Consider the following 23753-nt stretch of genomic DNA (forward strand, 5'->3'; position numbering starts at 1 on the left):
GCGTGAAAGACGATTATAGTCAGGAAATAAATATTCCGTAGAAGAAAATGAGGGAACGAAATGGCATTATCATGGCGTTTCTCCGCCTTGGCGGACCGGCACCGTGCTCTCGGATCGAAACTCGAGGACTGGAGCGGCATGGGAACCGCCTGGACCTACGACAAGGACATGTCGCAGGAACATGTCGCGATCCGCACCAGGGCCGGCATCATGGACGTTTCCGGCCTGAAAAAGGTGCATCTCGTCGGGCCGCACGCCATTGCCGTGCTCGACTATATCACCACCCGCGACATGTCCAAGATCTATCCTGGCCGCTCGGTCTATGCCGCAATGCTCAATGACCGCGGCTACTTCACCGACGATTGCATCGTCTACCGCACCGGCCCGAATTCCTTCATGCTGGTACATGGTTCGGGCTCGGGCCATGAGGAAGTGCTCAAACAGGCTGCCGGCCGCAACTGCGCCGTCCTCTTCGACGATGATCTGCACGATCTGTCGCTGCAGGGTCCGGTCGCTGTCGACTATCTCGCCAAATATGTGCCCGGCATTCGCGACCTCAAATACTTCCATCACATGCAGACGACGCTGTTCGGCGCGCCTGTGATGATCTCGCGCACCGGCTATACCGGCGAGCGCGGCTACGAGATCTTCGTGCGTGGCCAGGATGCGCCGATGGTCTGGGATCGCATCGTCGCCGAAGGCGAAGAGATGGGGATCATTCCCTGCTGCTTCAGCGTTCTCGATATGCTGCGCGTCGAAAGCTACCTGCTTTTCTACCCCTATGATAACTCGCAGATGTACCCCTTCGCTGATCAGCCGCCCGGCGACAGTCTTTGGGAGCTTGGCCTCGACTTTACCGTCAGCCCCGGCAAGACCGGTTTTCGCGGTGCTGAAGAGCACGCGCGGCTCAAGGGTAAAGAGCGCTTCAAGATCTTCGGCATGCTGATCGATGCCGATAGCCCGGCCGATCTCGGCGATGAGGTCTTTGCCGAGGGCAAAAAGGTCGGCGTGATTACCTGCCCCTGCTATTCGACCTTGACGAAGAAATCGATGGCGATCGCCCGTCTCGATGTTGACAAGGCCGTTCAGGGCACGAAACTTGAAGTGCGCGGCAAGAGCCTCAAGGCGAGCGCGATTGCCCATACGCTGCCGTTCGACGATCCGGAAAAGAAGAAGAGGACGGCTATCGGCTAAGGAGGCGCTCATGCTTGTCGAAGGCATAAAGAGCCGACCGGTCTATAAGGGTCTTTCCATTCAGCCGCACGCCCGGCGGCATCTGTTTGCGCTGGAAGGCGAGGGGGCCAATGCCCTCCTCGACCAAGGATCTACGTTCGATGATGTCGCGCTGTCACGCAGCGAAATCCTCTATGTTGCCCGCGGTTCGCAAGGGACGGGCAGAGACGAGATGCTGCGCAAGCTCGGTGCCGATATGTTTTTTACGGCGCCAACGATCTCGACCCTGCTCTTCCGCCTGAGAGGGTCACTGTCGACGGCTCACATGGGCACGCGGCTCTATATTGCCGGCACCGAGGGTTTTATCGGCCAGGCTATGATGGTGGCATTGGATCTGGGCATGGATCACGCCTCGATTGTGACGGAGCATCGCGGTTCGCTTGCCCGCCGGGTGCAATGCGTACACTGCAAGGGCATCACCGAAGATGTGACGCAAAGTCCGTTTGCCTGTAGTCATTGCGGGCTTCCGCTTCTGGTGCGCGATCATTACTCGCGCCGCCTCGGCGCTTTCCAAGGCGTCAATATCGATGCGGAGGAACCAGGCAGCGCGCCCGATACCGAGGAGTTGTTCCTGTGAGCGGTGGTACAGAAATTCCTGTTCGTGTCGCGAAGGTGACGCCGGTCGCCGAGCGCATCAAGCGCTTCCGCTTTGTGCGTCTAGACGGCGAGCCGATGCCGTATTTCTCGGGCGGCGCCCACGTCATCGTCTCGATGAACGACGAAGGGCACGTGCGTCGCAACGCCTATTCTTTGATGTCGCCGCCGCATGATTGCTCGGCCTATGAGATCAGCGTGCTCCGCGTCGAGGAATCGCGCGGTGGCTCCGCCTTCATGCATGAAAAGGTGAGGGAGGGCGACGAACTGAAAGTCAGCTATCCCGTCAATCTCTTCCAGCCGGACTGGCGCGGCCGCAAGCATCTCTTGATTGCCGGTGGCATCGGCATCACCCCTTTCATCGCCATGATGCAGCAGTTCTCGCGCGAAGGTGCCAATTTCGAGCTGCATTATGCGGTGCGTTCGCTCGATCGCGGCGCTTATTGTCGCGAGCTTGTCGAACAATACGGCTCGCAGCGGGTGAAGATCTATTGCGATGCAGATCGCAATTTCATCCCCGTCGCGCGCCTGCTCGAAAGCCAGCCGCTCGGTACGCATCTCTATGTGTGCGGACCCGCCGGCATGATCGACGGCGTGCTGAGGACCGGTATCGAGGCCGGCTGGCCGGAGCAGAACCTGCATTCGGAACGCTTCCTGTCGTCGCAGCCCGGCAAGCCTTTCTCGATCGTGCTGACTAGATCGGGCAGGACCGTCCATGTCGGCCATCATGAAAGCATGCTGGAGGCGATCGAAGCTGCCGGTGTCGATCCGCCGTTTCTCTGTCGCGGCGGTGCTTGCGGCCAGTGCGAGACCGGCGTTGCCGTCTGTAACGGCAAGCTTCTGCATAATGACGTCTATCTGAACGATGAAGAAAAGGCTTCGGGCCGAAAGGTGATGATCTGCGTCTCCCGTTTCGAGGGGAGCGCATTGCATCTCGACCTCTAGGCGTCCGGCCGGAACAGGAGAGCGGATATGGCTATCGCATTCAAGCAGGAAACGTTTCGCGACGATTTCAGCTATCGCAACAGTCCGGAGAACATCCGGCGCTTTCCGTTCCCGTTCGACCGCGACGAGTACATGTACGCCGTCAATATGGAACCGCATGTGAAAGGTCAGAAGAACACGGTCTTCGAAAGCCTGATCGATGTCGATGAGCACTATGTCGCCGAGATGCGCGACCGGGCGCTGGTGCTGAAGGAAGATCCCCTGCGCTACCAGGCGCTGCCGCACATGATGACGGCGCAATGGGATACGCTGGAGCTCCTGATGGAGGAGCAGGCAGCCGGCTATCCCGAACATTTCACGCTCACCAAGAACGGCGATCAGTGGCGCTGGATCAACCGTCCCCTCGGCATTGACGACACCTTTACATTCGGCGATGCGTCGACGCTGCCTTACGAGCCCTTCGAATACATCACCCGGCAGGCACAGGGCGATTTCTGCATCGTCGACCAGCGCGACGGCAATCTGTGGATGGATGCCGGCATGGTGACGACCCAGGCGGACTGGTCGCTCGATTTCGACATTGGCATGAACTTCATGGAATGGCACGGGCCGGTGCCGCTTGCCCATCAGATCGGCGTCTTCGACCGCGCGCTCAAATTCCTCTTGAACCTGCAGCAAGGCAAGCCGACACGGCGGTTCAACTGGACGATGACGATCAATCCCCGCCTCGATACCAGCCCCGAAAACTACCCGAAATGGGGACCTGACCGCACGAGCGTCACGCCGGAAAATGTCGGCGAGAAGGTGCACCTGCGCGTGGAGTTGCAGAGCCTTTGGCGCCTGCCGCGCTCGAACGCCATTCTCTTCGTCATCCGCTGCTATCTGATGAATATGGACGAGCTCGTCACCGTGCCGAAATGGGCGCGCCGCTTCCCGCGCGTGCTGCGCACACTCCCGCCCGAGCTCATCGACTATAAGGGCCTGACACGGTTCCGTCAGACCACGATCGACTGGCTTTCGACCTATGACGACGGGGCTCCGACCAGTGCCGGCATCTTCCCGGACTGAGGCTTCAAGCCGCACCAAACGACCGCATGCAATAAGAATATCGATACAATCGAGAAGGGGAATGCGACATGACACGAGTTGCCGTTATCGGTGCCGGCCCTTCGGGCCTTGCCCAGCTGCGGGCCTTCCAATCGGCTGCAAAGAAGGGCGCTGATATCCCTGAAGTTGTCTGTTACGAGAAGCAGGCGGACTGGGGCGGCCTTTGGAATTATACCTGGCGCACGGGCCTTGACGAATATGGCGAACCTGTTCATGGCAGCATGTACCGCTATCTCTGGTCGAACGGTCCGAAGGAATGCCTGGAATTTGCCGATTATTCCTTCGAGGAGCATTTCGGCAAGCCGATCGCCTCCTATCCGCCGCGCGCCGTGCTTTGGGACTACATCAAGGGCCGCGTCGACAAGGCTGATGTCCGCAAATGGGTGCGCTTCAGCACGCCGGTGCGCATGGTGCGTTTCGACGATGCCACGAAGAAGTTCACCGTGACGGCGCATGATCGCACGCAGGATCGGATGTATGACGAGGAGTTCGACTATGTCGTCGTTGCGTCGGGTCATTTCTCAACGCCGAACGTACCTTATTTCGAAGGCGTAAAGACCTTTAACGGCCGGGTGCTGCATGCGCATGACTTCCGCGATGCAGTCGAGTTCAAGGGCAAGGACGTCCTGCTTGTCGGCCGCAGCTACTCGGCCGAGGATATCGGTTCGCAATGCTGGAAATACGGGGCGAAATCCGTCACGACAAGCTATCGCTCCAAGCCGATGGGCTTCAAATGGCCTGCCAATTTCGAGGAACGGCCGCTGCTGACGCGGCTTGAGAATAAGACGGCTCATTTCCTTGACGGCTCGTCGAAGGAGGTCGATGCGCTGATCCTCTGCACCGGCTATCAGCATCACTTCCCGTTCCTGCCGGATGATCTGCGCCTGAGGACGGCAAACCGCCTCTGGGCCGATCATCTCTACAAGGGCGTGATCTTCGACAAGAATCCGCAACTCTTCTATATCGGCATGCAGGATCAGTTCTACACCTTCAACATGTTCGACGTGCAGGCCTGGTGGGCGCGCGATGTCATCATGGGCCGCATCAAGCTGCCGCCGGAAGCCGAGCTGCAGGCGAATTTCGACAAATGGCGCGCCCGCGAGGAGACGCTCGAGGATGCCGAGCAGATGATCTGGTATCAGGGCGACTACGTGAAGGAATTGCTCGCCGAGACCGACTATCCGAGCTTCGACATCGAGGGCACGAATAAGACCTTCATGGAATGGGAGCACCACAAGGCGGAAAATATCATGGGCTTCCGCGACAACGCCTATCGCTCGTTGATGACCGGCACCATGTCGCCGACACATCACACACCCTGGGTCGACGCGCTTGACGATTCGATGGAGGAATATCTGCGCAATTGATCCGCGGTCATTTCCCCACCTAACCGGCAAGGGTGGCGAACAGCCACCCTTGCCGGCCCTTTTGTGCGTTGAGACAAAACGAGTTCATCCGCAACCCTCTCTTCGGGCATGGCCTTCATGGATTTTCAGACAAGCGTTCTCGGTCGCATGGCCGGCTTCCTTTATCGCTGCCGGGCAGATGAAAACTATACGATGCTTGACATGACCGACGGCATTGAACGCGTCTTCGGTTATCCGGCCGACGAGATCGTCGGCAATCGTGTACGAACTTTCACGTCGATCATGTATGAGGAGGACGTTCCGCTCATGGATGAGCTTGTCGGCAAGGCGCTGGAAGCGCGCACCGACTGGACGATGGAATATCGCATTCGCCACCGCGGCGGACATCTTGTCTGGGTGACGGAGACCGGCGGCGGCGTTTGGGACGAGGCCGGAGAGCTCTTGTATCTCGAGGGCAGCATCCTGAACGTCGAAACCTTGTATCAGCGCCTCGACGAGCAGACCGCCGGTATGCGGGTCACGGCATCCAAGACCAACGAGATCCTGCAGTCTCTGCGCTACCTGAAGCTGCTGGCAGTCAATGCCGGCATCGAAGCCGCGAGGGCGGGGACGGCAGGATCGGGCTTTGCTGTGCTGGCGGCCGAAATGCGCTCGCTTGCAAACTCCTCGGAAGAAGCTGCACGCGCCATTACAATTGCACAGAAAAGGGCTGATTAGATTTTGTTGCGATGTAATCTTGTTTCTAATTGCCTGACATTTATTTGAATCGCAGTCGGCGATCAGCCCTGGGAGCAATAGAGCGGTGTTAGAAAGCAGAAGTGCTCCATTTAGAACTCATTGTTCTTTGCAAGAGGACCTGCAGCGCATTGGATTGTGTTCGGGCGACACCGTGATGGTTCACGCGGCAATGAGTAAAGTTGGACGCCTGCTTGATGGGCCAGATACATTCATTAGGGCGCTTGTTGATACGGTGGGGCCAACGGGAACCATTGTTGCTTATACTGATTGGAATTCAGGCTACGACGAGCTTTTGGATGAAAGCGGCTATGTTCTCAGCATGTGGCGTTCTCACGTTCTTCCTTTCGACCCACGGACCTCTCGCGCTATTCGTTCGAATGGAGTTTTTCCCGAATTTCTCCGCACCACGCCGGGTGCTGTTCGAAGTGGCAATCCGGCCGCATCGGTAACTGCTATCGGAGAACAGGCGGTTTGGATCACCGCTGACCATCCTCTCGACTACGGCTATGGACAAAAATCTCCATTGGCAAAGCTCATTGCCCTGAAGGGGAAGGTTTTAATGACGGGAGCACCGTTGGATACGATGACCTTGCTCCATCATGCTGAGCATATCGCGCGGATTCCCGGGAAGCGCATCCGTCGCTATGAAGTGCCCTTCGTGGCTGCTTCTGGCCCCGAGTGGCGGATGACGGAGGAATACGATACCGCCAACCCGGTTGTGCCGAGCCTCGAAGAGGGCTATTTCGCGACAATCGTTGAGGAATTTCTAGCAACAGGCGAAGGGGCACGTGGCGTTGTCGGGGAGGCCAGTAGCGTCTTGGTCGACGCTCCGTCAATCACCGCGTTTGCCGTTGACTGGCTGGAATCTCGACTCGGTAAAACGTGATCTGCGGAGCTGCTGCGTCCTTAAGCGCGCGGCCTCGTCTTCTGTGGATCGTAGTGGGACAGCGGCACGATAACGGCCGGAAGCCGCTTCTGCTGACCGTCGAGCTTGCCGATCTCGACCCTGGTGCCGACGGCAGCATGGGTGACGTCGACGCGGGCAAGCGCAATGGTCTTGCCAAGGATCGGTGATCGCGTAGCACTGGTGATCACACCGATCTGCGCCCGGCCGATATGAATGCAATCGCCATGTCCGACGGCTTCGTTGGCTTCGATGTCGAGGCCAACCATCAGGTGACGCGGATGTTCCTTTCGCCTGATCAATGCATCGCGACCGATGAAATCGTCCTGCTTGGATTTCAATGGCACGGTGAAGCCGATGCCGGCTTCGAAGGGATCGGTCTGGTCGTCGAATTCGTGATGGGCAAAGACGAGGCCGGCCTCGATGCGCACCATGTCCAGTGCCTCCAGGCCCATCGGTTTCAGCCCATGGGGTTCGCCAGCCTTCCAGACTGCGTCGAAGACGGTAGTCGCATCCTTCGGATGGCAGAAGATTTCATAACCGAGTTCGCCGGTATAGCCGGTACGCGACACCACGACGGGCGCACCCTCGAAATGGCCGATACGGCCTACCGCGAAGCGGAACCATTCGAGTTCGCTGATCGTCGGCTGGCGGGGAGCCGTCCAGATGATCTCTTTCAAAATATCGCGGCTCTTCGGACCTTGCAGGGCAATATTGTGCATCTGGTCTGTGGAAGAGCGCACCCAGGCCTTGAAGCCCTTTTTCTCGGCCTGCTCACGCAGCCAGATGCCGCTATAGTCGTCGCCGCCGATCCAGCGGAAATTCTTGTCCCCGAGGCGGAACAGCGTGCCGTCGTCGATCATGCCGCCATGCTCGTAGCACATAGCGGTGTAGACGACCTGGCCGGGCGACAGCTTGCGCACGTCGCGGGTCAGGCAATATTGCAGAAGCTCTTCCGCATCCGGTCCGGTGACCTCGAATTTGCGGAGCGGCGAGAGGTCGATGACGACGGCGCGTTCGCGACAGGCCCAGTATTCCTCGACGGGCCCCTCCGAGGAGAAGCGGTTCGGCAGCCAGAAGCCGCGATATTCGGTATAGTCGCGTGTCATGGCGGAGAGGCGCGGGTGAAACGCGGTTTCGCGCGTCAGTTCGGGGTCGGCGTCAGGGGTCATGCGATAGGCCACCGCTCGTGTGAATTTTTCTTTGCCGGAGAAGGTGCGGACGTGAATGTCGGTCGGGTCCCATCCGTTGGCCGCGTCGATATCGTCGGGACAGGAAGAGGAAACGCAGACGAGATCCGTCAGCGCGCGCATCAGGACGTAGTCGCCCGGTCTCGACCAAGGCTCGTCGAGATAGAGCTGGTTATTGTGATCGATGTTGGTGTTGTAGAAATAATTCAGCGCTTCCCAGCCCTTGCGGCCGGCAATCCCATAGGGCGCGAGTGCCGCGTTGAAATTGTCGGTGCAGTTGACATGGCCGGGATAGCCCATGTCGTCGTAATAGCGAGAATTGCAGGCGGTGGCGAAAGCGTCATGTCGGCCGACCGTGTCCTGCATGATTTCTATAAGAGGCTCGAAATCACGGTCGAAGGCCTTGGAAGGAAGGCCGGGCATCGGGTAGCTGCGGCCGAGCAGGGTGCGGGTCACGGTGGAATCGAGCGCGAGATCGAGACCCTTGTCGACCTTGCGGGCGGAAAAGGCCTGGAAGTCGGTACATTGCCGGCCATAGACATCAATGATCTGGATATATTCGCCGGCACGGACGAAATAGGCCGAGGCGGTCGCCGCCTTGATGCGGATGTCTTCGATCGGATCGGCGAGCGGTTCAGGCAGCGCGGACGTATAGTCGCGCAGGATCGCCGTGCGACGTATCCTGACCTCGATGGGCGTCGCCGTATCCTGCGCCTCCGGCGACATGGCCGTTCCCGGCGCACAGGCGACAAGCAGGCCCTTGATGGCGATGGTGAATTCCGCCGTGCTGCCCGCTGGCGATGACGCGCCGAAGAGGTGTAGCGCCGCCGCAGAGGCTAGATCGGCGCCACGCCGCTCCAGCGCCGCTTTCACGCGAGAAGCGCTATCATTGCCGGACGAAAGGATGGCCTTCAGGCCGGTTGCTTCGCCGGTGAAGGCCGACCCCAATCCTGCGGATTGAAAGCGGCCCTTCTCATCCAAGAAAGTGAGCTCGCAGACCTGCCCGCCTTCGCTATCGGTGACCGTGATACGGTCACCGGGTTCGACGCGCACGACGAGCGATCCGCCACCTTTGCAGCGATAGCGTTCGGTATCGCCCGGCAGCACAGGAATGCCCGGATAGCGCACGACGCTCGCCGAAATTGGCCGTATTCCGGCGGTTGGCGGGTGGAGATCTCGCATTGGGCCCTCTCGGGAAATGACGTCCGTCAGGACACCGGAATCATGCTGACAAAATGCCGTCTGAAAGTAAAGAGATATTGACTAGAAAGAAAATATCTTCACTATGTATAAAGGGCATGCATCTGGAAACCCGCGCACAGACTCGGCTCATGAAAACCTCCAGCAGGCCCCGCAATGCCATGGGAGGCACGTTCAGGGAGACGTACAAAGATACGTCCGGAACAAAGATGGGGAATACCAACAATGACAGACATCGTGGACGCCGGCGCTTCTGCCGGCACCGAAGGTAAGCTTATACGCGCGCTTGACTGGAAGGGCGCGTTCTGGGTGGCAGCAGGCGTACCGCCACTTGTTCTTTTCTCCATCGGCGGCATCGCCGGAACGACGGGCAAGCTTGCCTTCGTCGTCTGGATCATCTCGATGGTCATGGGGTTCCTGCAATCCTTCACCTATGCCGAAATTGCCGGCATGTTCGGCAACAAGTCCGGCGGCGCCTCGGTTTATGGCGCGACGGCCTGGCTGCGATACTCGAAATTTATCGCGCCGCTTTCGGTCTGGTGCAACTGGTTTGCCTGGTCGCCGGTGCTGTCCCTCGGCTGCGCCATTGCGGCCGGCTATATCCTCAATGCCTTCTTCCCGATACCGGCTGCGGATTCGCAGGCCGTGATCAGCTGGATCAGCGCGCACGCCAGTTCTATCACCGTCGATAGCCCGCGGGTGGCGGAATATATTGCCGCCCATGCCGGCACCTCGCCGGCGGATGCGGTCAAAGCACTTTTAAGTGCTGACGGCGTCGCCGCCCTGACGCCGGCCATTCGCAACTGGTCGCTTTTGACCTTCAACATTCCATTCCTTGCGACCGCCAATATCAACGCCACTTTCTTCATCGGCGGCATCTTGATGCTGATTATTTTCGCGATCCAGCATCGCGGCATTTCCGAGACGGCGAGCGTGCAGAAGTGGCTGGCCATCATCGTTCTCGTGCCATTGCTCATTATCGGCATCTATCCGATCGTCAGCGGCCAGATCATGTCATCCAACGTTACCGGGCTGGTGCCGCCAACGGCCGCCTATGCGGGTACGGATGGAACCTGGAGCAATGGCGGCTGGACGCTCTTCCTCGGTGGCCTCTATATCGCCGCCTGGTCGACCTATGGTTTCGAAACCGCGGTCTGCTATACGCGAGAACTGAAGAACCCGAAGACGGACACATTCAAGGCGATCTTCTATTCAGGCCTTGCCTGCTGCATCTTCTTCTTCCTGGTGCCCTTTGCTTTTCAGGGCGTGCTCGGCCATGCCGGCATGCTGGCGCCGGGCATCGTTGACGGCACCGGCGTTGCCGAAGCGCTCGGCGGTCTGATCGGCGCCGGTCGGATCGTCACGCAGTTGCTTGTCATCCTGATGATCCTGGCCTTGTTCCTCGCCATCATGACCGCGATGGCCGGTTCGTCGCGTACGCTCTATCAGGGGTCAAAGGATGGCTGGTTGCCGAAATATCTCGATCATGTGAACGAGAACGGTGCGCCGACGAGAGCGATGTGGACGGACTTCGCCTTCAACCTCTCGCTTCTGGCGATCGCGTCGGATACCAGCGGCTATTTCTTCGTGCTTGCCGTCTCCAACGTCGGATACATTATCTTCAACTTCCTCAATCTCAACTCCGGCTGGATACATCGTATGGACTCCGGCCATGTCGAGCGTCCGTGGAAAGCTCCGTCCTGGCTCATCGGCCTCAATACCGTGCTTGCCTTCGTCAACGCGCTGTTCCTTGGCGCCGGCGCCAAGGTCTGGGGTTATGCCAATGCGCTCTGGATAGGCTTTGCTTTCGCGGCTCTCATCCTGCCGGTCTTTGCCTACAGGCATTACGTGCGCGATGGCGGCAAGTTCCCGGCCGGCGCGATGGACGATCTCGGGCTGGTCGGTCAGGATTTGGGCGTCAGGAAGGCGGGGATTCTGCCCTACTTGGCGCTCGTCGGCGGCCTTGCCATCGTGCTGATCGCCAATTGGGCCTTCCAGCTGCCGGCATAGCGGCATCCGGCCGGAGGGATAATCGAACATGCAGGTCCGGCCTGGTCACAGGCCGGACTTCGCTATTGAAGCGACAGATTGCTCACCTTCTCGGCCCGATCATTCGGGCGCGACGATCAGCGTATCGTCGATTTCGGCTTCGTCTTCGGGCCGACGGCGCTGCCGCGCCAAGCGTAGAAGCGTTGCCATCAGCAGGATGGCCATCAGCCCGAACTCGACGGTGACGGCTGTTACCCCGGCCGAGAGATAGGCGCCGGAATGCTGCAGCACCTGAGCAAATACGGCTCCGAGGATCGCCGGCCCGAGACCCAATGACACCTGCTGCATGGTCGCAAGCATGGCGCTGCCGGCGCCGGCATGTTCGTGCGGCACGTCGGCCAGCCCGAGCCGGTAGAAGCTATTGACGATCAGAGCCTGTCCGAAACCGATCAGCACGGTGGACGGAATAAGGTTGATGACGCCCGGCTGCGGCCAGACCGTTTTGAGCGTCACGATGAGCAGCGCAAGACCGGTCATCTGGATCACGCAGCCGATTGCCAGCATGAGTTCACGGCGTATGTTTGCCAGGCGCCGCGTCACGAAGGCGGCCGAGATGAAGTAGGAGCCGCCGAGCGCGATCAAGGCATTGCCCGATTGCAGTGGTGTCAACCCGGCACCTGCCTGCAGCGTCAGGGCGAAGACGAACATGAAGCCGCTCCAGCAGGTGAAGAAGAGTATGGCGATCAGCCCTCCGAACCGCATGCTGGAGATGCGGGTGAGCGACGGAGGCAGGATCGGGAAGGCGCCGCGTGCCTCCTTGGCGCGTTCGATGCGCCAGAGGAGGGCTCCCAGCGGCAGGATCGGGACGAAGCCGAGCAGGCAAAGCCAATTCCAGTGGAGCGACGGGCCAAGCGCGGTTGGCAGCAGAACCGAGAGCGTCAAAAGCGCCAGCGTGATCATGCCGGACCAATCCACCGGAACTCTGCCCTTGCCGCGCGTCTCGGGAACGTGGCGCCACATGCTGAGCAGGATCAGGATGCAGATCGGCAGGTTGATGAGAAAGATGCTGCGCCAGCCGGACCCGGCGATATCAGCCGAAATTAGGAAGCCGCCGAGAACCTGACCGACGATGAAGGCGATGCCGCCGATCGCGCTGTAGAGAGAAACGGCCCGGGCGTGATCGCGTCCGGTCAGGCTGACATGGATGGTCGCCAATACCTGCGGCACCATGAGCGCTGCCGCAATGCCCTGCAATGCGCGGGCAACGATAAGAAAGGCGACTGAAGTCGCCACGCCGCACAGAAGCGAAGCGAGGCAGAACATCAAAACGGCCAGGCCGAACATGCGGCGACGGCCGAAATTGTCGCCGAGACGGGCGCCCATGGCCAGGCAAACGGCAAAGGCGACGCCATAGGCGGCGACGAAGAGTTCGAGTTCGGTCTCGCCGGCATGCAGCGAGGCGGAGATGGCGGCAAGACCGACATTGATGATGGAAAAATCGAGCTGCAGCAGCAATTGCCCGGCAAGCAGGATCATCAGGCCGAATTGGCCAAGCCGGATTGGTGCGGATGACATGGGGACCTCAAAGGATTTCCAGAACTGAGTCCACAGCGTTTTACACCCGTGCTAAACTAGTACAAGATACCTGTTTAGACTGGTATAAAAAGTATTAGGCTGGAGAGTGAAATGCACGGCACGCTCGATATCGTCCCCAATCAGATGCCTTCGCGCGCACAGGAACTCGGCGAGATGCTGCGAAGACGACGGGAAGCTCTCGACCCGCAGCGGCTGGGCCTTGGCCGTGCGGGGCGCATTCGTACGCCCGGATTGCGGCGGGAAGAAGTGGCCTCGCGCGCCGATATCGGCATTACCTGGTATACGAAGCTCGAGCAGGGCCGGCCGATCCGTGTGTCGCCGCGCGTGCTTCTCTCCGTTGCGCACGCTTTGGAATTCAACGAAGTCGAGACGGAGCACCTGTTCAGATTGGCCAATCTGCCGATCCCGCCCCGGTTCGAAAATCCGCGGGTTTGTGAGCCGCTGACGGCAGCAACCCAGCACATTCTCGATCAGCTCTGTCCTTATCCTGCCATGATTCAGACGAAGCGCTACAATATACGCGGCTTCAACGAGGCCTACCGCCGTCTCGTCGGCGTCGATCTCGATGCAATCGCACTTGAAGATCGCAATTGCATCTATCTGTCCCTCGTCAATCCTGCCTGGCGCGCCAGTCAGGTAAACCCCGACGAGGTGCTGGCCAGCATGGCCGCGCTCTTCCGCGCCTCCATGGCGGAGCATCTCGACGATCCGGCCTGGGAGCGGCAACTGGAACGCTATATGAGCGTCTCGGATCAGTTCCGCATCGTCTGGGACCGCTATCAGCTCAAAGGTATCGAGAATGTCGTAAAGCGATTCCGCTTGGCCGATGGCACGATCCTGGCGCTGCAATCCAACAATTGGTGGGCAAGCCCCAGCAATGACGACCGTATGATCGTCTATACACCCGTCGACGAAGACGGCGCGGAGAGGCTCTGCGCAATGATGAAGCGCAAGCGGACTTGCTGAGCGACAAGCCGGCAGAACCTGAAGCATCGATTGCCACAACCGCACTTGAGGCACTTTTACCGCCCCTCGATGGGGTTTTTGGCGTTCCGGCGGTGTCAAAAATGGACGTAGGCTTTAAACGACTGTCTGCCTAACGTGCTTGCAGCAGACATAGGCGTGGTCGATCCGGCCGACGGCTTGCCGCCAAGGACCGCCCATCGCGCAAAACTGAAGTAACGAACTGTAATAGTGTCAGAGTAGTTTCACTTGCAAGGGCGAGGCCATCCGTGATGTCGCACCGGCAGTGGTCCTCGAAGGAGGCATGATGGAACGTTTTCGCCACCTTACGGGAGGCAACCTATCGCCGAAGCAAGCAGCGACACTCCAGAAGGTGCTGGACAGCGTCGTCAGCCAACCCTGGTTCGACAGCAACGAGCAATGCCGCAATGCCTTGGCCGGGCGACTGACATTCCTGATGAAAATTGGAATAGAAAACGCCGCGCATCTTCAAACTATCGCTGTCTGTTGGGCAATAAACGACTTCAATCGGGATGTGATGAAAACGAATGGAAGGAAGCCGACGGAGATAAGGGAGCCCGAGCAGCTTCGACTTCAGGACTACCGGTAAGGCTTTACTCCCGAGCTCGAAATCGACGGGCATCTCGCCGAACATCCGATGCCCCGCCGTAGGCTGCGATTTCACTTGCATGGCAAGCGCGAGCAAGGCCATCCGTGGCCTAGATCGGGGATGTTGCACCTGAGCCTACGAGCTCGCTCATTCGTTTGATCAGTTCGTCCAAGATAGAGATGCGGTGAGCGCCGGAAGGACGAATCGCGAAGTAGGCGACCTCGATCTGCGGTTCGAACGGGATCGCGACGATATCGATTCCGGCGGACTGCAGGCTTGTGTGGTCAACGATGCCGACGCCCATGCCTGCCGCCGCGAAATGACAGCAGTTAAGCATCGACGTTTCCATCGTGCTCATCGGCTGATGATCCTGCCCGGAAAAGGCGCGGTCGAGCGCCAGTCTGAGCGGCGAATTGCGGCCGGGGATCAGCACGCGCTCATCCATGAGATCGGCGGGTCGGATGACCTTTCGCGCGGCAAGCCGGTGTTCCGGCGCCATGGCGGCGACGGCATGGGAGCTATGCAGGAGAACGGCATTCTTGTCCGCCATGCGGGGCGAGCCGAACACGAAGCCGAGATCGTAGCGGTTCTTGTCGACCATATCCCAGATGTGCCGGCTGTTTTCGACATCGATGACCAGCGGAATATCACGCCGATTGCCGACGACATCAAGGATCGCCTGATGGAGATATGGTCTGACGAGCGATGTTACGCTTGCAATGCGCAAGACGATGTTCTTGTGCCGGCGGATGTCGTCGGCCGCCTGGGCGATCTGGTCAAGGCCGAGATACAGCCGCTCGACTTCCCGGAAGAGCTGTGTCGCCTCGACCGTCGGCACGAGGCGGGCGCCGACTCGCTCGAACAGGGTAATATCCAGAATTTCCTCGAGGTCGCGGATGAGGCGGCTAACGGCGGGCTGCGTGACGTTCAGGGCATCGGCCGCTGCCGTGATGCCCCCCGTCATCATTACGCTTCTGAACGCTTCCACTTGCCTTGGTTTCAATCGCATCCTGGCATCCCCTCCATAACATTAGGGCATGGATCGAACACAAAATGCAATTTTTCTTTTTGGAGCAGACGCTTTAGTGGCAGATCAAATCTGTTTGGAGAGCGCGGATTTTAAAAAAGCGCTGGAGGAGCACCGTCATGAAATTTCTAAAGGCCGCGGCCGTCTTGGCGGTATCCGCCCTTGCCATGCCACTCATAAGCCACGCCCGGGACCTGACCGTTGGCCTTGCCGCCTCGACGACGTCGATGGACCCGCAATTTTACGTCGTCGGTCCGAACAGCGCGATGGCGCGCAATATTTTCGATGGCCTCGTCAATCAGGACGAGAAGCAGCGGCTTCAGCCGGCGCTGGCGCTGTCCTGGAAGACGATCGACGACACGACCTGGGAGTTCAAGCTCCGTCCGAATGTGAAGTTCCACGACGGAAGCGATTTTACCGCAGATGACGTCGTTGCCAGCATCAAGCGGGTTCCGCTTGCGTCGAAAAACAGCCCGAGTTCTTTTGCCGCCTATGTCAAGGCGATCACCGAGGTCACCGCGGTCGATCCGCTGACGGTCCGCATCAAGACCGACGGACCGACGCCTTTGCTGCTGAACAACCTCAGCCGTATCGCGATCCTGCCGGCCAAGATGCGAGATACCACGACGGAAGAGATGAATTCCGGCAAGGGGGTAGTCGGCACGGGTCCGTTCAAGTTTGTCTCATGGACACCCGACGACAACGTCGTGCTGGCACGCAACGACGCCTATTGGGGCGAAAAGGCTGCCTGGGACAAGGTCACGTTCAAGATCTTCAAGAACAGCAGCGCCCGTGTTGCCGCAATGCTTGCCGGCGATGTCGATATGATCGAAAGCATCCCGACGGCCGACACGCGTCGCCTGCAGGCTTCCGATCAGTTGAAGGTCGTCAATGTCGCCGGCAACCGGATCATGTATCTGCATATGGATCAGGCGCGCGACGTGTCGCCGTTCGCCAAGGGGCCCGATGGCAAGAACCCGCTGTTGAAGCCCGAGGTGCGCCGTGCGCTTTCGCTTTCGATCAATCGCGAAGCGCTCGTCGACCGCATCATGGACGGGCAGGGCGTGCCCGCCGGGCAGCTAGTTCCGGAAGGCTATTTCGGTTACGATCCAGCCATCAAGGTCGATCCTTACGATCCGAACAAAGCGAAGGAGTTGCTCGCCAAGGCCGGCTATCCCAACGGCTTCTCGCTGACCTTCCACGCGTCGAACGATCGCTATCCGAACGATTCCAAGGTCGCCCAGGCGATCGGTCAGTTCTTCAGCCGCATCGGCATCAAGACCGAAGTTGCGACCCTGCCGGGCAGCGTTTACTTCACTCGGGCATCCAATCTGGAATTCAGCTTCATCATGGGCGGTGCGGCGGTCGAGACGGGCGAGGCATCCGGCGTACTCGGCCCGATCCTCGAAACCTTCGGAGACAAGGCCGGGCAGGGCAACCGCGGACGCTATTCGAACCCTGAATTCGACAAGGCGCTGAACGAGGCGCGCTCGACGCTTGATGACGGTAAGCGCGAGGAGCTGCTTCGCAAGGCAACCGAGATCGCCATGAACGATCTTGGCGTCATCCCGATCTTCTATCTCGCCAATACCTGGGCGGTGAAAAAGGACTTGTCTTATCCCGGCCGGTCGGATGGCTACACGCTTCCCTATTACGTGAAGCCGAACTGAGCCGGCGAAGGGACGATCGAACATGTCTTTGCGCGGCGTATTTCCCTATCTCGTTTCTCCGATCGATCCGTCCGGTCAGGTGATGAAGGGCGTGTTGACCGACCTCGTGGACCACCTGATTGCCTCAGGGGTCCATGGCTTGACGCCGCTTGGGAGCACGGGCGAATTTGCCTATCTGAACTGGGATCAGCGCCGCAGCGTCGTCGACACGGTGATTACGGCCAGCCGTGGACGTGTTCCCGTCGTTGCCGGCGTCGCATCGACATCGACCAGCGATGCCGTCGCCCAGACCGAGTACATGGTCGAGGCGGGAGCCGACGGCATCCTCGCCGTGCTGGAATCCTATTTTCCGGTCAGTGACGAAGGCGTCGAAGCCTACTTCACCGCCATTGCCAAGGGGGCAAAGGGGCGGCCGGTGGTGCTCTATACCAATCCGCAGTTCCAGCGTTCCGATCTGAGCCTGCCTGTTATTGAGCGGCTGAGCCGGGTCGATAACATCCGTTACATCAAGGATGCCTCGACCAATACGGGGCGTCTTCTTTCGATCATTGAGCGCACGGAAGGCCGGATGGAGGTATTCGCCGCCTCGGCCCATATCCCGGTCTGCGTGATGATGATCGGTGGTGTCGGCTGGATGGCAGGCCCGGCCTGCGTCGTGCCGAAGCAGAGCATCGCGCTCTATGAGGCGGCCAATGCCGGTGATTGGACAAGGGCGATGGAACTGCAGCGGCCGCTTTGGCAGGTCAACGAGATCTTCGCGAAATATTCGATCGCCGCCTGCATCAAGACGGCGCTAGAGCTGCAGGGCTTTGCGGTCGGCGCGCCGATGCAGCCGCAGCTCCCGCTTGGCGAGGCCTCGCGCAGCGAAATCGCGGAAGTTCTCCGCAAACTCGGCGCGCTTTGACATCGCATCCACCATCTATTGAAGGCACTCTCCCATGAAGCCGATTTCGATCATTGTCGATTGTGACCCTGGAATTGACGATACGATCGCCCTTCTGACCGCATTCGTGTCGCCAGAGCTCAACATCCTCGGCATTACCCCGGTCTGCGGCAACCAGCCGCTGGAACGCACCGTGCGCAACGCCCTCCAGGTCTGTGAATTGGGTGGGCGCCCCGACATTCCGGTCTTTGCCGGCTGTTTTCGCCCGATGCTGCGCGAGCCGATCCATGGCCAGTTCCACGGCAAGACCGGCCTTGGCAACACCGTTTTGCCGGAGCCGGAAAAGGTGGCGGAGAGCAAATCGGCTGTCGATTTCCTCATCGAGACCTTGACCGAAGCGGCGCGGACGGGCGAGCGCGTCACGCTTTGCTGCCTCGGGCCGATGACCAATCTTGCCGTCGCCCTCAGGATGAAGCCGCAGATCGCCGAAGGCGTCGAGCGGATCGTCATGATGGGCGGAGCCTACCGCGAACCCGGCAACCGGACCATGACCTCCGAATTCAACATGCTGGCGGACCCGCATGCGGCGCATGTGGTGTTCTCGAGCGGAATTCCGCTCGTCGCTCTCGCGCTCGATGCGACGCATCAGGTGATGCTGAAGCCCGAACATGTGGCCGAGTTCTCGCGTGTCAGCGGCCGTATCTCTCAGACGCTTGCCGAGCTGATGGCCTTCTGGGATCGCAACGATGTCCGCCGCTACGGCTCGCGCGGCGGCCCGCTGCATGATCCGCTGGTGATGGCCTATATCCTTGCCCCGCATCTGTTTCAGACCGAGAAGGCCCGCGTCTTCGTCGAACATGAAAGCGAGCTCTGTATGGGGCAGACGATTGCCGACTGGTATGGCAAGAGCGGTCTCGAACCGAATGCGGATATCGTCACCAAGGTCGATGCCGAGGGTGTGATTGCCTTCTTCCTCGACCGGCTGTCACGCTACGCCGAAAAGGCTGTCGCATGACGCGCGAGAAGATCATCATCGATGCCGATCCGGGGGTGGACGATGCCGCAGCCATCCTGATGGCGCTCGCATCGCCGGAAGTCGACGTGCTCGGCCTGTCGATCGTCGCCGGCAATGTTGCCCTTCGCGATACGGTGCTCAATGCTTGCAAGATCGTCGGCCTCAGCGGTCGACGCGACGTGTCGGTTTACGCAGGCGCGGCCGGACCGCTGGTACGCGACCAGGTCTATGGCAAATATGCCCGCATCGGTGCCTTTGACGATGCCTTGGTCAGAGCCGGCGATATCGGCGCATCCGAAGAACATGCCGTGCATTTCATCGTGCGCTCGGCGCGCGAAGCGGCAAAGGCCGGCGAAAAGATCACCATCTGCGCCATCGGGCCGATGACCAATATTGCCCTGGCGCTCGTCCAGCATCCGGACGTGGCATCCGGCATCAGGCAGATCGTTTCGATGGGCGGCGCTTTCACGGCGCTGGGGCATCGCACACCCTGGGCCGAGTTCAATATCTATGCCGATCCGCATGCCGCCGAGATCGTCTATCGCTCCGGCGTGCCGATCATCATCATGCCGCTCGACATGACGTTCCAGGCCCTGTTTACCTCGGAGCATTTCGAGCGGTTCCGGGCCGGCGGCGAGGCGGGGAATGCGCTCTTCAATCTGTTTTCGACCTTCGATCGCAGCGATGTCGGGCGGTTCGGCAGGCCGGGCGGTCCGATCCATGATGCCACCACGATCGCCTGGCTCATTCGCCCGCAGTTGTTTAGCGGCCGCGAAGCTTTCGTCGGCGTGCAGGTGACGGGCCTCACCATGGGCTACACCTATGCCGACTTTTACGGAAAGATGGATCGCGCGCCGAATGCCACTGTCATCACCGATGTCGACGAGGACGGGTTTATCGCACTGCTGATCGAGCGCATTGCCCGCTTCGGACAAGGCGGCCTCGGCGTCGCAGCGCAGGGAGGTTGAAACTCATGGGCGGATATTTGCTGAGCCGGTCGGTCCAGACCGTTCTGACGCTGCTCGTCATGTCGGTTCTGGTCTTTGCCGGGCTCTATCTGGTCGGTAATCCTGTCGATGTGCTGTTGAGCCCGACGGCAACGCCGGCGGAGCGTCTTCAGGTCATCCAGTCCTTCGGCCTCGACAAGCCGGTCTGGGAGCAATACTGGCTGTTTCTGACGCGTGCGCTTTCGGGCGATCTCGGCAATTCCTTCGTGTACAATCAACCCGCTTTGACGCTGATCCTGCATCGTATGCCCGCGACGTTGGAGCTTGCCTTCGTCGCGCTGGTCATGGCGCTCGTCATCGGCATTCCGCTTGGCGTCTATGCCGGCCTGAAACCGAAGGGCCTGATCTCGAAATCGATCATGACCTTCTCCATCCTCGGCTTCAGCCTGCCGACCTTCTGGATCGGCCTCGTGATGATCATGCTGTTCAGCGTGCATTTCGGCTGGCTGCCGGCATCGGGCCGAGGGCAGACGGTGCCCGTCTTCGGGGTGCCGCTCAGCCTTTTCACCCTGGACGGCCTCTCGCATCTGGTGCTGCCGGCCTTCAACCTGGCGCTCTTCAAGATTTCGCTCGTCATCCGCCTGACCCGCGCCGGCGTGATGGAGACGATGCAGCTTGATTTCGTCCGGTTCGCCCGTGCCAAGGGTCTCACGGAACGCCGGATCGTCACCGTGCATGTGCTGAAGAACACGCTGATCCCGCTGATTACCGTGATCGGCCTCGAACTCGGATCGCTGATCGCCTTTGCCGTCGTGACCGAGACGATCTTTGCCTGGCCCGGCATGGGCAAGCTCATCATCGACGCGATCGGCGTGCTCGACCGTCCGGTCATCCTCGCCTATCTGATGATCACCGTCGTGATGTTCAGCGTCATCAACCTGCTGGTCGACATTCTCTATTCGATCGTCGACCCTCGCGTTCGTCTCGAAGGGAATTCGTAATGAGCGACAACAGCGCAAACGCCGGCTCGGTGCATGCGGGCCAGGGACGTGCAGGAAAGGCCGCCTCGCGTTCACCCTTCCGCCAGACGATATCGGCGCTTCTGCATGACAGGCTTGCTCTCGCAGGCCTCATCATCGTCGCCATCTTCGTGATTGCGGCAATATTCGCGCCATTGCTCGCGCCGCAGAACCCTTACGATCTCGCCCAGCTCGACATTCTTGACGGCCGCTTGCCGCCCGGCTCGCACGCCACGAGTGGCATGCTTTACCTGATCGGCACGGACGATCAGGGCCGTGATCTGATGAGCGCGATCCTCTATGGTCTTCGCACCAGTCTGCTGGTGGGTATATCGAGTGCAGCCGTAGCACTTGTCATAGGTGCATCGATCGGGCTCATCAGCGCCTATATCGGCGGTCGCCTCGATGCCTTCCTGATGCGCATTGTCGATATCCAGCTAAGCTTTCCCGCCATTCTCATCGCGCTGATCTTTCTCGCCATCCTCGGCCAGGGTGTCGACAAGATCATTCTGGCGCTCATCGTCACGCAATGGGCCTATTACGCCCGCACGATCCGCGGCTCGGCGCTGGTGGAGCGCAAGCGCGCCTATGTGGACGCGGCCCGTTCCATGGCCTTGCCCGATGGCAGCATCCTCTTTCGCCATATCCTGCCGAACTGCCTGCCGCCCTTGATCGTCGTTGCCACGATGCGCGTGGCCTATGCGATCATGCTGGAGGCGACGCTTTCCTTCCTCGGCATCGGCCTGCCGGTTACGCAGCCGTCTCTTGGCCTCTTGATCTCCAACGGCTTCGAATATCTGCTCTCCGGCGACTACTGGATCAGCTTCTTCCCGGGCCTGGCGCTCCTCATGCTCATCGTCGGCATCAATCTCATCGGCGATGCGCTCCGCGATATCCTCAATCCAAGGCGGGAAGGCTGAGCCATGACCAGACCGATCCTTTCCATCTCCAAGCTCAACACGGCCTTCCGCGTCGGCGGCGAATGGCGCAATGTTGTCAGCGATATCAGCTTCGATATCGGCCCAAAGGAAACTGTCGCAGTCGTCGGCGAATCCGGCTCCGGCAAGAGCGTCACGGCCATGTCGATCATGCGGCTTCTGTCCCCGATCAATTCGCGTATCACAGGCAGGATCGAATTCGAGGGAAGGGATCTCCTGTCGCTGCCGCTTGCCGACATGCAGGCGATCCGTGGCAATCGGATCGGCATGATCTTCCAGGAGCCGATGACCTCGCTCAATCCCGTTTTGAAGATCGGCCAGCAGATCACCGAGGTCCTGGTGCAGCATCGCGGCATGTCGCAGTCGCAGGCCGTAGCCGAAGCGGTGCGCCTGCTCGACAAGGTGCGCATCCCCTCGGCGAAATCGCGCCTCAACGAATATCCGATGAATTTTTCCGGCGGCATGCGCCAACGCGTGGTGATCGCGATCGCGCTAGCCTGCGATCCGAAACTGCTGATCGCCGACGAACCGACGACAGCGCTCGATGTGACTATCCAGGCGCAGATCTTGGGCCTGATCAAGACGTTGCAGGAAGAGGAGGGCATGTCGGTCCTCTTTATCACCCATGATATGGGCGTCGTCGCCGAGATTTCCGATCGCACCGTCGTCATGTATCGCGGCGAGCAGGTTGAGACGGATACGACGGCCGCGCTCTTTGCCGGTGCCAGGCATCCCTACACGCGAGCGCTTTTGTCCGCGGTGCCGCAACTCGGCTCGATGACCGGGAAAGACCGGCCCTTGCGCTTTCCGCAGGTGGACATGGCGACCGGCGAAGTGCAGCCGGTCAAGCCGACCGAGGACACGGTAAGGCTGAACCAGCCGCCGATCCTGAAGGTCGATAACCTCGTCACCCGTTTTCCGGTCAAGCGCGGCTTCCTGCGCAGGACCGTCGGTAGCATCCACGCCGTCGAAGGCGTCTCGCTCGAGCTTCGGCAGGGCGAAACCCTGTCGCTTGTCGGCGAATCCGGTTGCGGCAAGTCGACGACGGGTCGTTCGATCATCCGTCTTGCCCCGGCGACGTCAGGAGAAATCCGCATCGACGGCAAGGATGTCCTGAAGGCCGGCAAGGGCGATCTTGCCGATATCAGGCGCGAAGCGCAGATGATTTTTCAGGACCCGTTCGAAAGCCTCAATCCGCGCATGCGTATCGGCCAGGCGCTCGCCGAACCGATCATTGCCCATGGACTGGCAAGTGCCTCGCAGGCAAAGGATCGCGTGCGCGACCTTCTCGAACGGGTTGGCCTCTCTGCCGAGATGGCGGATCGGTTCCCGCACGAATTCTCGGGTGGGCAACGCCAGCGCGTCTGCATCGCTCGGGCATTGGCGCTTGAGCCGAAGCTTCTCATTGCCGATGAATCGGTTTCCGCCCTCGACGTCTCCGTCAAGGCGCAGGTCATCAACCTGATGCTGGACCTGCAGGAGAAATACGGGCTTGGCTATCTCTTCATCAGCCACGACATGGCTGTGGTGGAGCGTATCAGCCACCGCGTTGCGGTGATGTACCTTGGCGAGATCGTCGAGATCGGGCCGCGCCATGCGGTGTTCGACAACCCGCAACACGACTATACCAAGCGCCTGATGGCAGCGGTTCCGATTGCCGATCCCGCGCGTCGTCAGGTACGCCGCATCTCTAATGAAGAGATCGGAAGCCCGTTCCGCAGAGCCGACTACCAACCACCAAAGCGCAGATACGAGCAGGCGAGCGATGGCCATTTTTTCCAGGTGGCCTGAGAGGCGGACGTGCCGCGCCGATGAGGG

General features: G+C 60.0%; 20 protein-coding genes. 17 read left to right on the forward strand and 3 right to left on the reverse strand.

What is annotated here, in order from left to right; all coding sequences use genetic code 11:
- The first annotated feature begins 60 nt into the window (after positions 1-60).
- The 7 genes from BJ928_RS31800 to aac(3) all read left to right on the forward strand — a co-directional run bounded on the left by BJ928_RS31800 (position 61) and on the right by aac(3) (position 6870).
- On the forward strand, positions 61-1194 hold the full coding sequence (locus BJ928_RS31800) for an aminomethyltransferase family protein (protein WP_047635898.1): 1134 nt from the start codon (positions 61-63) through the stop codon (positions 1192-1194).
- 10 nt (positions 1195-1204) lie between these two features.
- On the forward strand, positions 1205-1810 hold the full coding sequence (locus BJ928_RS31805; protein WP_047635897.1) for a dimethylamine monooxygenase subunit DmmA family protein: 606 nt from the start codon (positions 1205-1207) through the stop codon (positions 1808-1810).
- Complete coding sequence (locus BJ928_RS31810) at positions 1807-2772, forward strand: PDR/VanB family oxidoreductase (protein ID WP_047635896.1); 966 nt, start codon at positions 1807-1809, stop codon at positions 2770-2772. Before BJ928_RS31805 ends, BJ928_RS31810 begins: the two co-directional genes overlap by 4 nt.
- Before the next feature lie 27 nt (positions 2773-2799).
- The gene (locus BJ928_RS31815) at positions 2800-3840 is read left to right on the forward strand and encodes a DUF3445 domain-containing protein (protein WP_047635895.1); all 1041 of its coding nucleotides are present in this window, start codon (positions 2800-2802) and stop codon (positions 3838-3840) included.
- Between the two features lie 68 nt (positions 3841-3908).
- The gene (locus BJ928_RS31820) at positions 3909-5246 is read left to right on the forward strand and encodes an NAD(P)/FAD-dependent oxidoreductase (protein WP_047635894.1); all 1338 of its coding nucleotides are present in this window, start codon (positions 3909-3911) and stop codon (positions 5244-5246) included.
- A 117-nt stretch (positions 5247-5363) separates the two neighbouring features.
- Positions 5364-5963, forward strand: coding sequence for a PAS domain-containing protein (locus BJ928_RS39760; protein WP_047635911.1), 600 nt, complete (start codon positions 5364-5366; stop codon positions 5961-5963).
- 85 nt (positions 5964-6048) lie between these two features.
- Positions 6049-6870 carry an aminoglycoside 3-N-acetyltransferase gene (gene aac(3) / locus BJ928_RS31830; protein ID WP_052227944.1) on the forward strand — a complete coding sequence of 274 codons (822 nt, stop codon included), beginning with the start codon at positions 6049-6051 and terminating at the stop codon, positions 6868-6870.
- Positions 6871-6890: 20 nt separating this feature from the next.
- On the opposite strand, the gene BJ928_RS31835 is transcribed toward aac(3), so the two are convergent.
- Positions 6891-9260: a DUF1989 domain-containing protein gene (locus BJ928_RS31835; protein WP_047635892.1), complete on the reverse strand. Its 2370-nt coding sequence runs from the start codon at positions 9258-9260 to the stop codon at positions 6891-6893.
- A 243-nt stretch (positions 9261-9503) separates the two neighbouring features.
- Here BJ928_RS31835 and BJ928_RS31840 point away from each other — a divergent pair, with 243 nt between their 5' ends.
- Complete coding sequence (locus tag BJ928_RS31840) at positions 9504-11288, forward strand: APC family permease (protein WP_047635891.1); 1785 nt, start codon at positions 9504-9506, stop codon at positions 11286-11288.
- A 99-nt stretch (positions 11289-11387) separates the two neighbouring features.
- On the opposite strand, the gene BJ928_RS31845 is transcribed toward BJ928_RS31840, so the two are convergent.
- Positions 11388-12842, reverse strand: a complete 1455-nt coding sequence (locus BJ928_RS31845) for an MFS transporter (RefSeq protein WP_047635890.1) — start codon at positions 12840-12842, stop codon at positions 11388-11390.
- A 111-nt stretch (positions 12843-12953) separates the two neighbouring features.
- Between BJ928_RS31845 and BJ928_RS31850 the strand changes: the two genes are divergently transcribed.
- A complete protein-coding gene (locus tag BJ928_RS31850; protein WP_047635889.1) occupies positions 12954-13829 on the forward strand; it encodes a helix-turn-helix transcriptional regulator in 876 nt (291 codons plus the stop codon).
- Between the two features lie 301 nt (positions 13830-14130).
- Entirely contained in the window at positions 14131-14436 is a 306-nt protein-coding gene (locus BJ928_RS31855; RefSeq protein ID WP_047635888.1) for a hypothetical protein, read from the forward strand.
- Between the two features lie 109 nt (positions 14437-14545).
- Here the strand turns inward: BJ928_RS31855 and BJ928_RS31860 are convergent, their stop codons facing one another.
- On the reverse strand, positions 14546-15445 hold the full coding sequence (locus BJ928_RS31860) for a LysR substrate-binding domain-containing protein (RefSeq protein ID WP_047635887.1): 900 nt from the start codon (positions 15443-15445) through the stop codon (positions 14546-14548).
- Between the two features lie 185 nt (positions 15446-15630).
- On the opposite strand from BJ928_RS31860, the gene BJ928_RS31865 reads away from it, so the two are divergent.
- The 7 genes from BJ928_RS31865 to BJ928_RS31895 are packed head-to-tail and all read left to right on the forward strand — an operon-like array spanning position 15631 to position 23726.
- Positions 15631-17133 (forward strand): ABC transporter substrate-binding protein, encoded by a 1503-nt coding sequence (locus BJ928_RS31865; protein ID WP_348628269.1) that lies wholly within the window; start codon positions 15631-15633, stop codon positions 17131-17133.
- Between the two features lie 22 nt (positions 17134-17155).
- Entirely contained in the window at positions 17156-18037 is an 882-nt protein-coding gene (locus tag BJ928_RS31870) for a dihydrodipicolinate synthase family protein (RefSeq protein WP_047635885.1), read from the forward strand.
- 34 nt (positions 18038-18071) lie between these two features.
- The gene (locus tag BJ928_RS31875; protein WP_047635884.1) at positions 18072-19031 is read left to right on the forward strand and encodes a nucleoside hydrolase; all 960 of its coding nucleotides are present in this window, start codon (positions 18072-18074) and stop codon (positions 19029-19031) included.
- Complete coding sequence (locus BJ928_RS31880) at positions 19028-19999, forward strand: nucleoside hydrolase (protein WP_047635883.1); 972 nt, start codon at positions 19028-19030, stop codon at positions 19997-19999. The genes BJ928_RS31875 and BJ928_RS31880 overlap by 4 nt, the downstream gene beginning before the upstream one ends.
- A gap of 5 nt (positions 20000-20004) precedes the next feature.
- Entirely contained in the window at positions 20005-20979 is a 975-nt protein-coding gene (locus BJ928_RS31885) for an ABC transporter permease (protein ID WP_047635882.1), read from the forward strand.
- On the forward strand, positions 20979-21917 hold the full coding sequence (locus BJ928_RS31890; protein ID WP_047635881.1) for an ABC transporter permease: 939 nt from the start codon (positions 20979-20981) through the stop codon (positions 21915-21917). The genes BJ928_RS31885 and BJ928_RS31890 overlap by 1 nt, the downstream gene beginning before the upstream one ends.
- Positions 21918-21920: 3 nt before the next feature.
- Positions 21921-23726, forward strand: coding sequence for an ABC transporter ATP-binding protein (locus tag BJ928_RS31895; RefSeq protein ID WP_047635880.1), 1806 nt, complete (start codon positions 21921-21923; stop codon positions 23724-23726).
- The last annotated feature ends 27 nt before the right edge of the window (positions 23727-23753 follow it).

Source organism: Rhizobium sp. WW_1 (genome assembly GCF_003610155.1).
Lineage (GTDB): Bacteria > Pseudomonadota > Alphaproteobacteria > Rhizobiales > Rhizobiaceae > Rhizobium > Rhizobium tropici_A.

Bases quoted from the DNA above. Each gene is read 5' to 3' on its own strand.
- BJ928_RS31850 (WP_047635889.1), top strand. From the start codon at position 12,954: ATGCACGGCACGCTCGATATCGTCCCCAATCAGATGCCTTCGCGCGCA.
- BJ928_RS31820 (WP_047635894.1), top strand. From the start codon at position 3,909: ATGACACGAGTTGCCGTTATCGGTGCCGGCCCTTCGGGCCTTGCCCAG.
- BJ928_RS31865 (WP_348628269.1), top strand. From the start codon at position 15,631: ATGCCACTCATAAGCCACGCCCGGGACCTGACCGTTGGCCTTGCCGCC.
- BJ928_RS31845 (WP_047635890.1), bottom strand. From the start codon at position 12,842: ATGTCATCCGCACCAATCCGGCTTGGCCAATTCGGCCTGATGATCCTG.
- BJ928_RS31840 (WP_047635891.1), top strand. From the start codon at position 9,504: ATGACAGACATCGTGGACGCCGGCGCTTCTGCCGGCACCGAAGGTAAG.
- BJ928_RS31855 (WP_047635888.1), top strand. From the start codon at position 14,131: ATGATGGAACGTTTTCGCCACCTTACGGGAGGCAACCTATCGCCGAAG.
- BJ928_RS31835 (WP_047635892.1), bottom strand. From the start codon at position 9,260: ATGCGAGATCTCCACCCGCCAACCGCCGGAATACGGCCAATTTCGGCG.
- BJ928_RS31860 (WP_047635887.1), bottom strand. From the start codon at position 15,445: ATGCGATTGAAACCAAGGCAAGTGGAAGCGTTCAGAAGCGTAATGATG.
- BJ928_RS31895 (WP_047635880.1), top strand. From the start codon at position 21,921: ATGACCAGACCGATCCTTTCCATCTCCAAGCTCAACACGGCCTTCCGC.
- BJ928_RS31885 (WP_047635882.1), top strand. From the start codon at position 20,005: ATGGGCGGATATTTGCTGAGCCGGTCGGTCCAGACCGTTCTGACGCTG.
- BJ928_RS31815 (WP_047635895.1), top strand. From the start codon at position 2,800: ATGGCTATCGCATTCAAGCAGGAAACGTTTCGCGACGATTTCAGCTAT.
- BJ928_RS31800 (WP_047635898.1), top strand. From the start codon at position 61: ATGGCATTATCATGGCGTTTCTCCGCCTTGGCGGACCGGCACCGTGCT.
- BJ928_RS31880 (WP_047635883.1), top strand. From the start codon at position 19,028: ATGACGCGCGAGAAGATCATCATCGATGCCGATCCGGGGGTGGACGAT.
- BJ928_RS31805 (WP_047635897.1), top strand. From the start codon at position 1,205: ATGCTTGTCGAAGGCATAAAGAGCCGACCGGTCTATAAGGGTCTTTCC.
- BJ928_RS31870 (WP_047635885.1), top strand. From the start codon at position 17,156: ATGTCTTTGCGCGGCGTATTTCCCTATCTCGTTTCTCCGATCGATCCG.
- BJ928_RS39760 (WP_047635911.1), top strand. From the start codon at position 5,364: ATGGATTTTCAGACAAGCGTTCTCGGTCGCATGGCCGGCTTCCTTTAT.
- BJ928_RS31875 (WP_047635884.1), top strand. From the start codon at position 18,072: ATGAAGCCGATTTCGATCATTGTCGATTGTGACCCTGGAATTGACGAT.
- BJ928_RS31890 (WP_047635881.1), top strand. From the start codon at position 20,979: ATGAGCGACAACAGCGCAAACGCCGGCTCGGTGCATGCGGGCCAGGGA.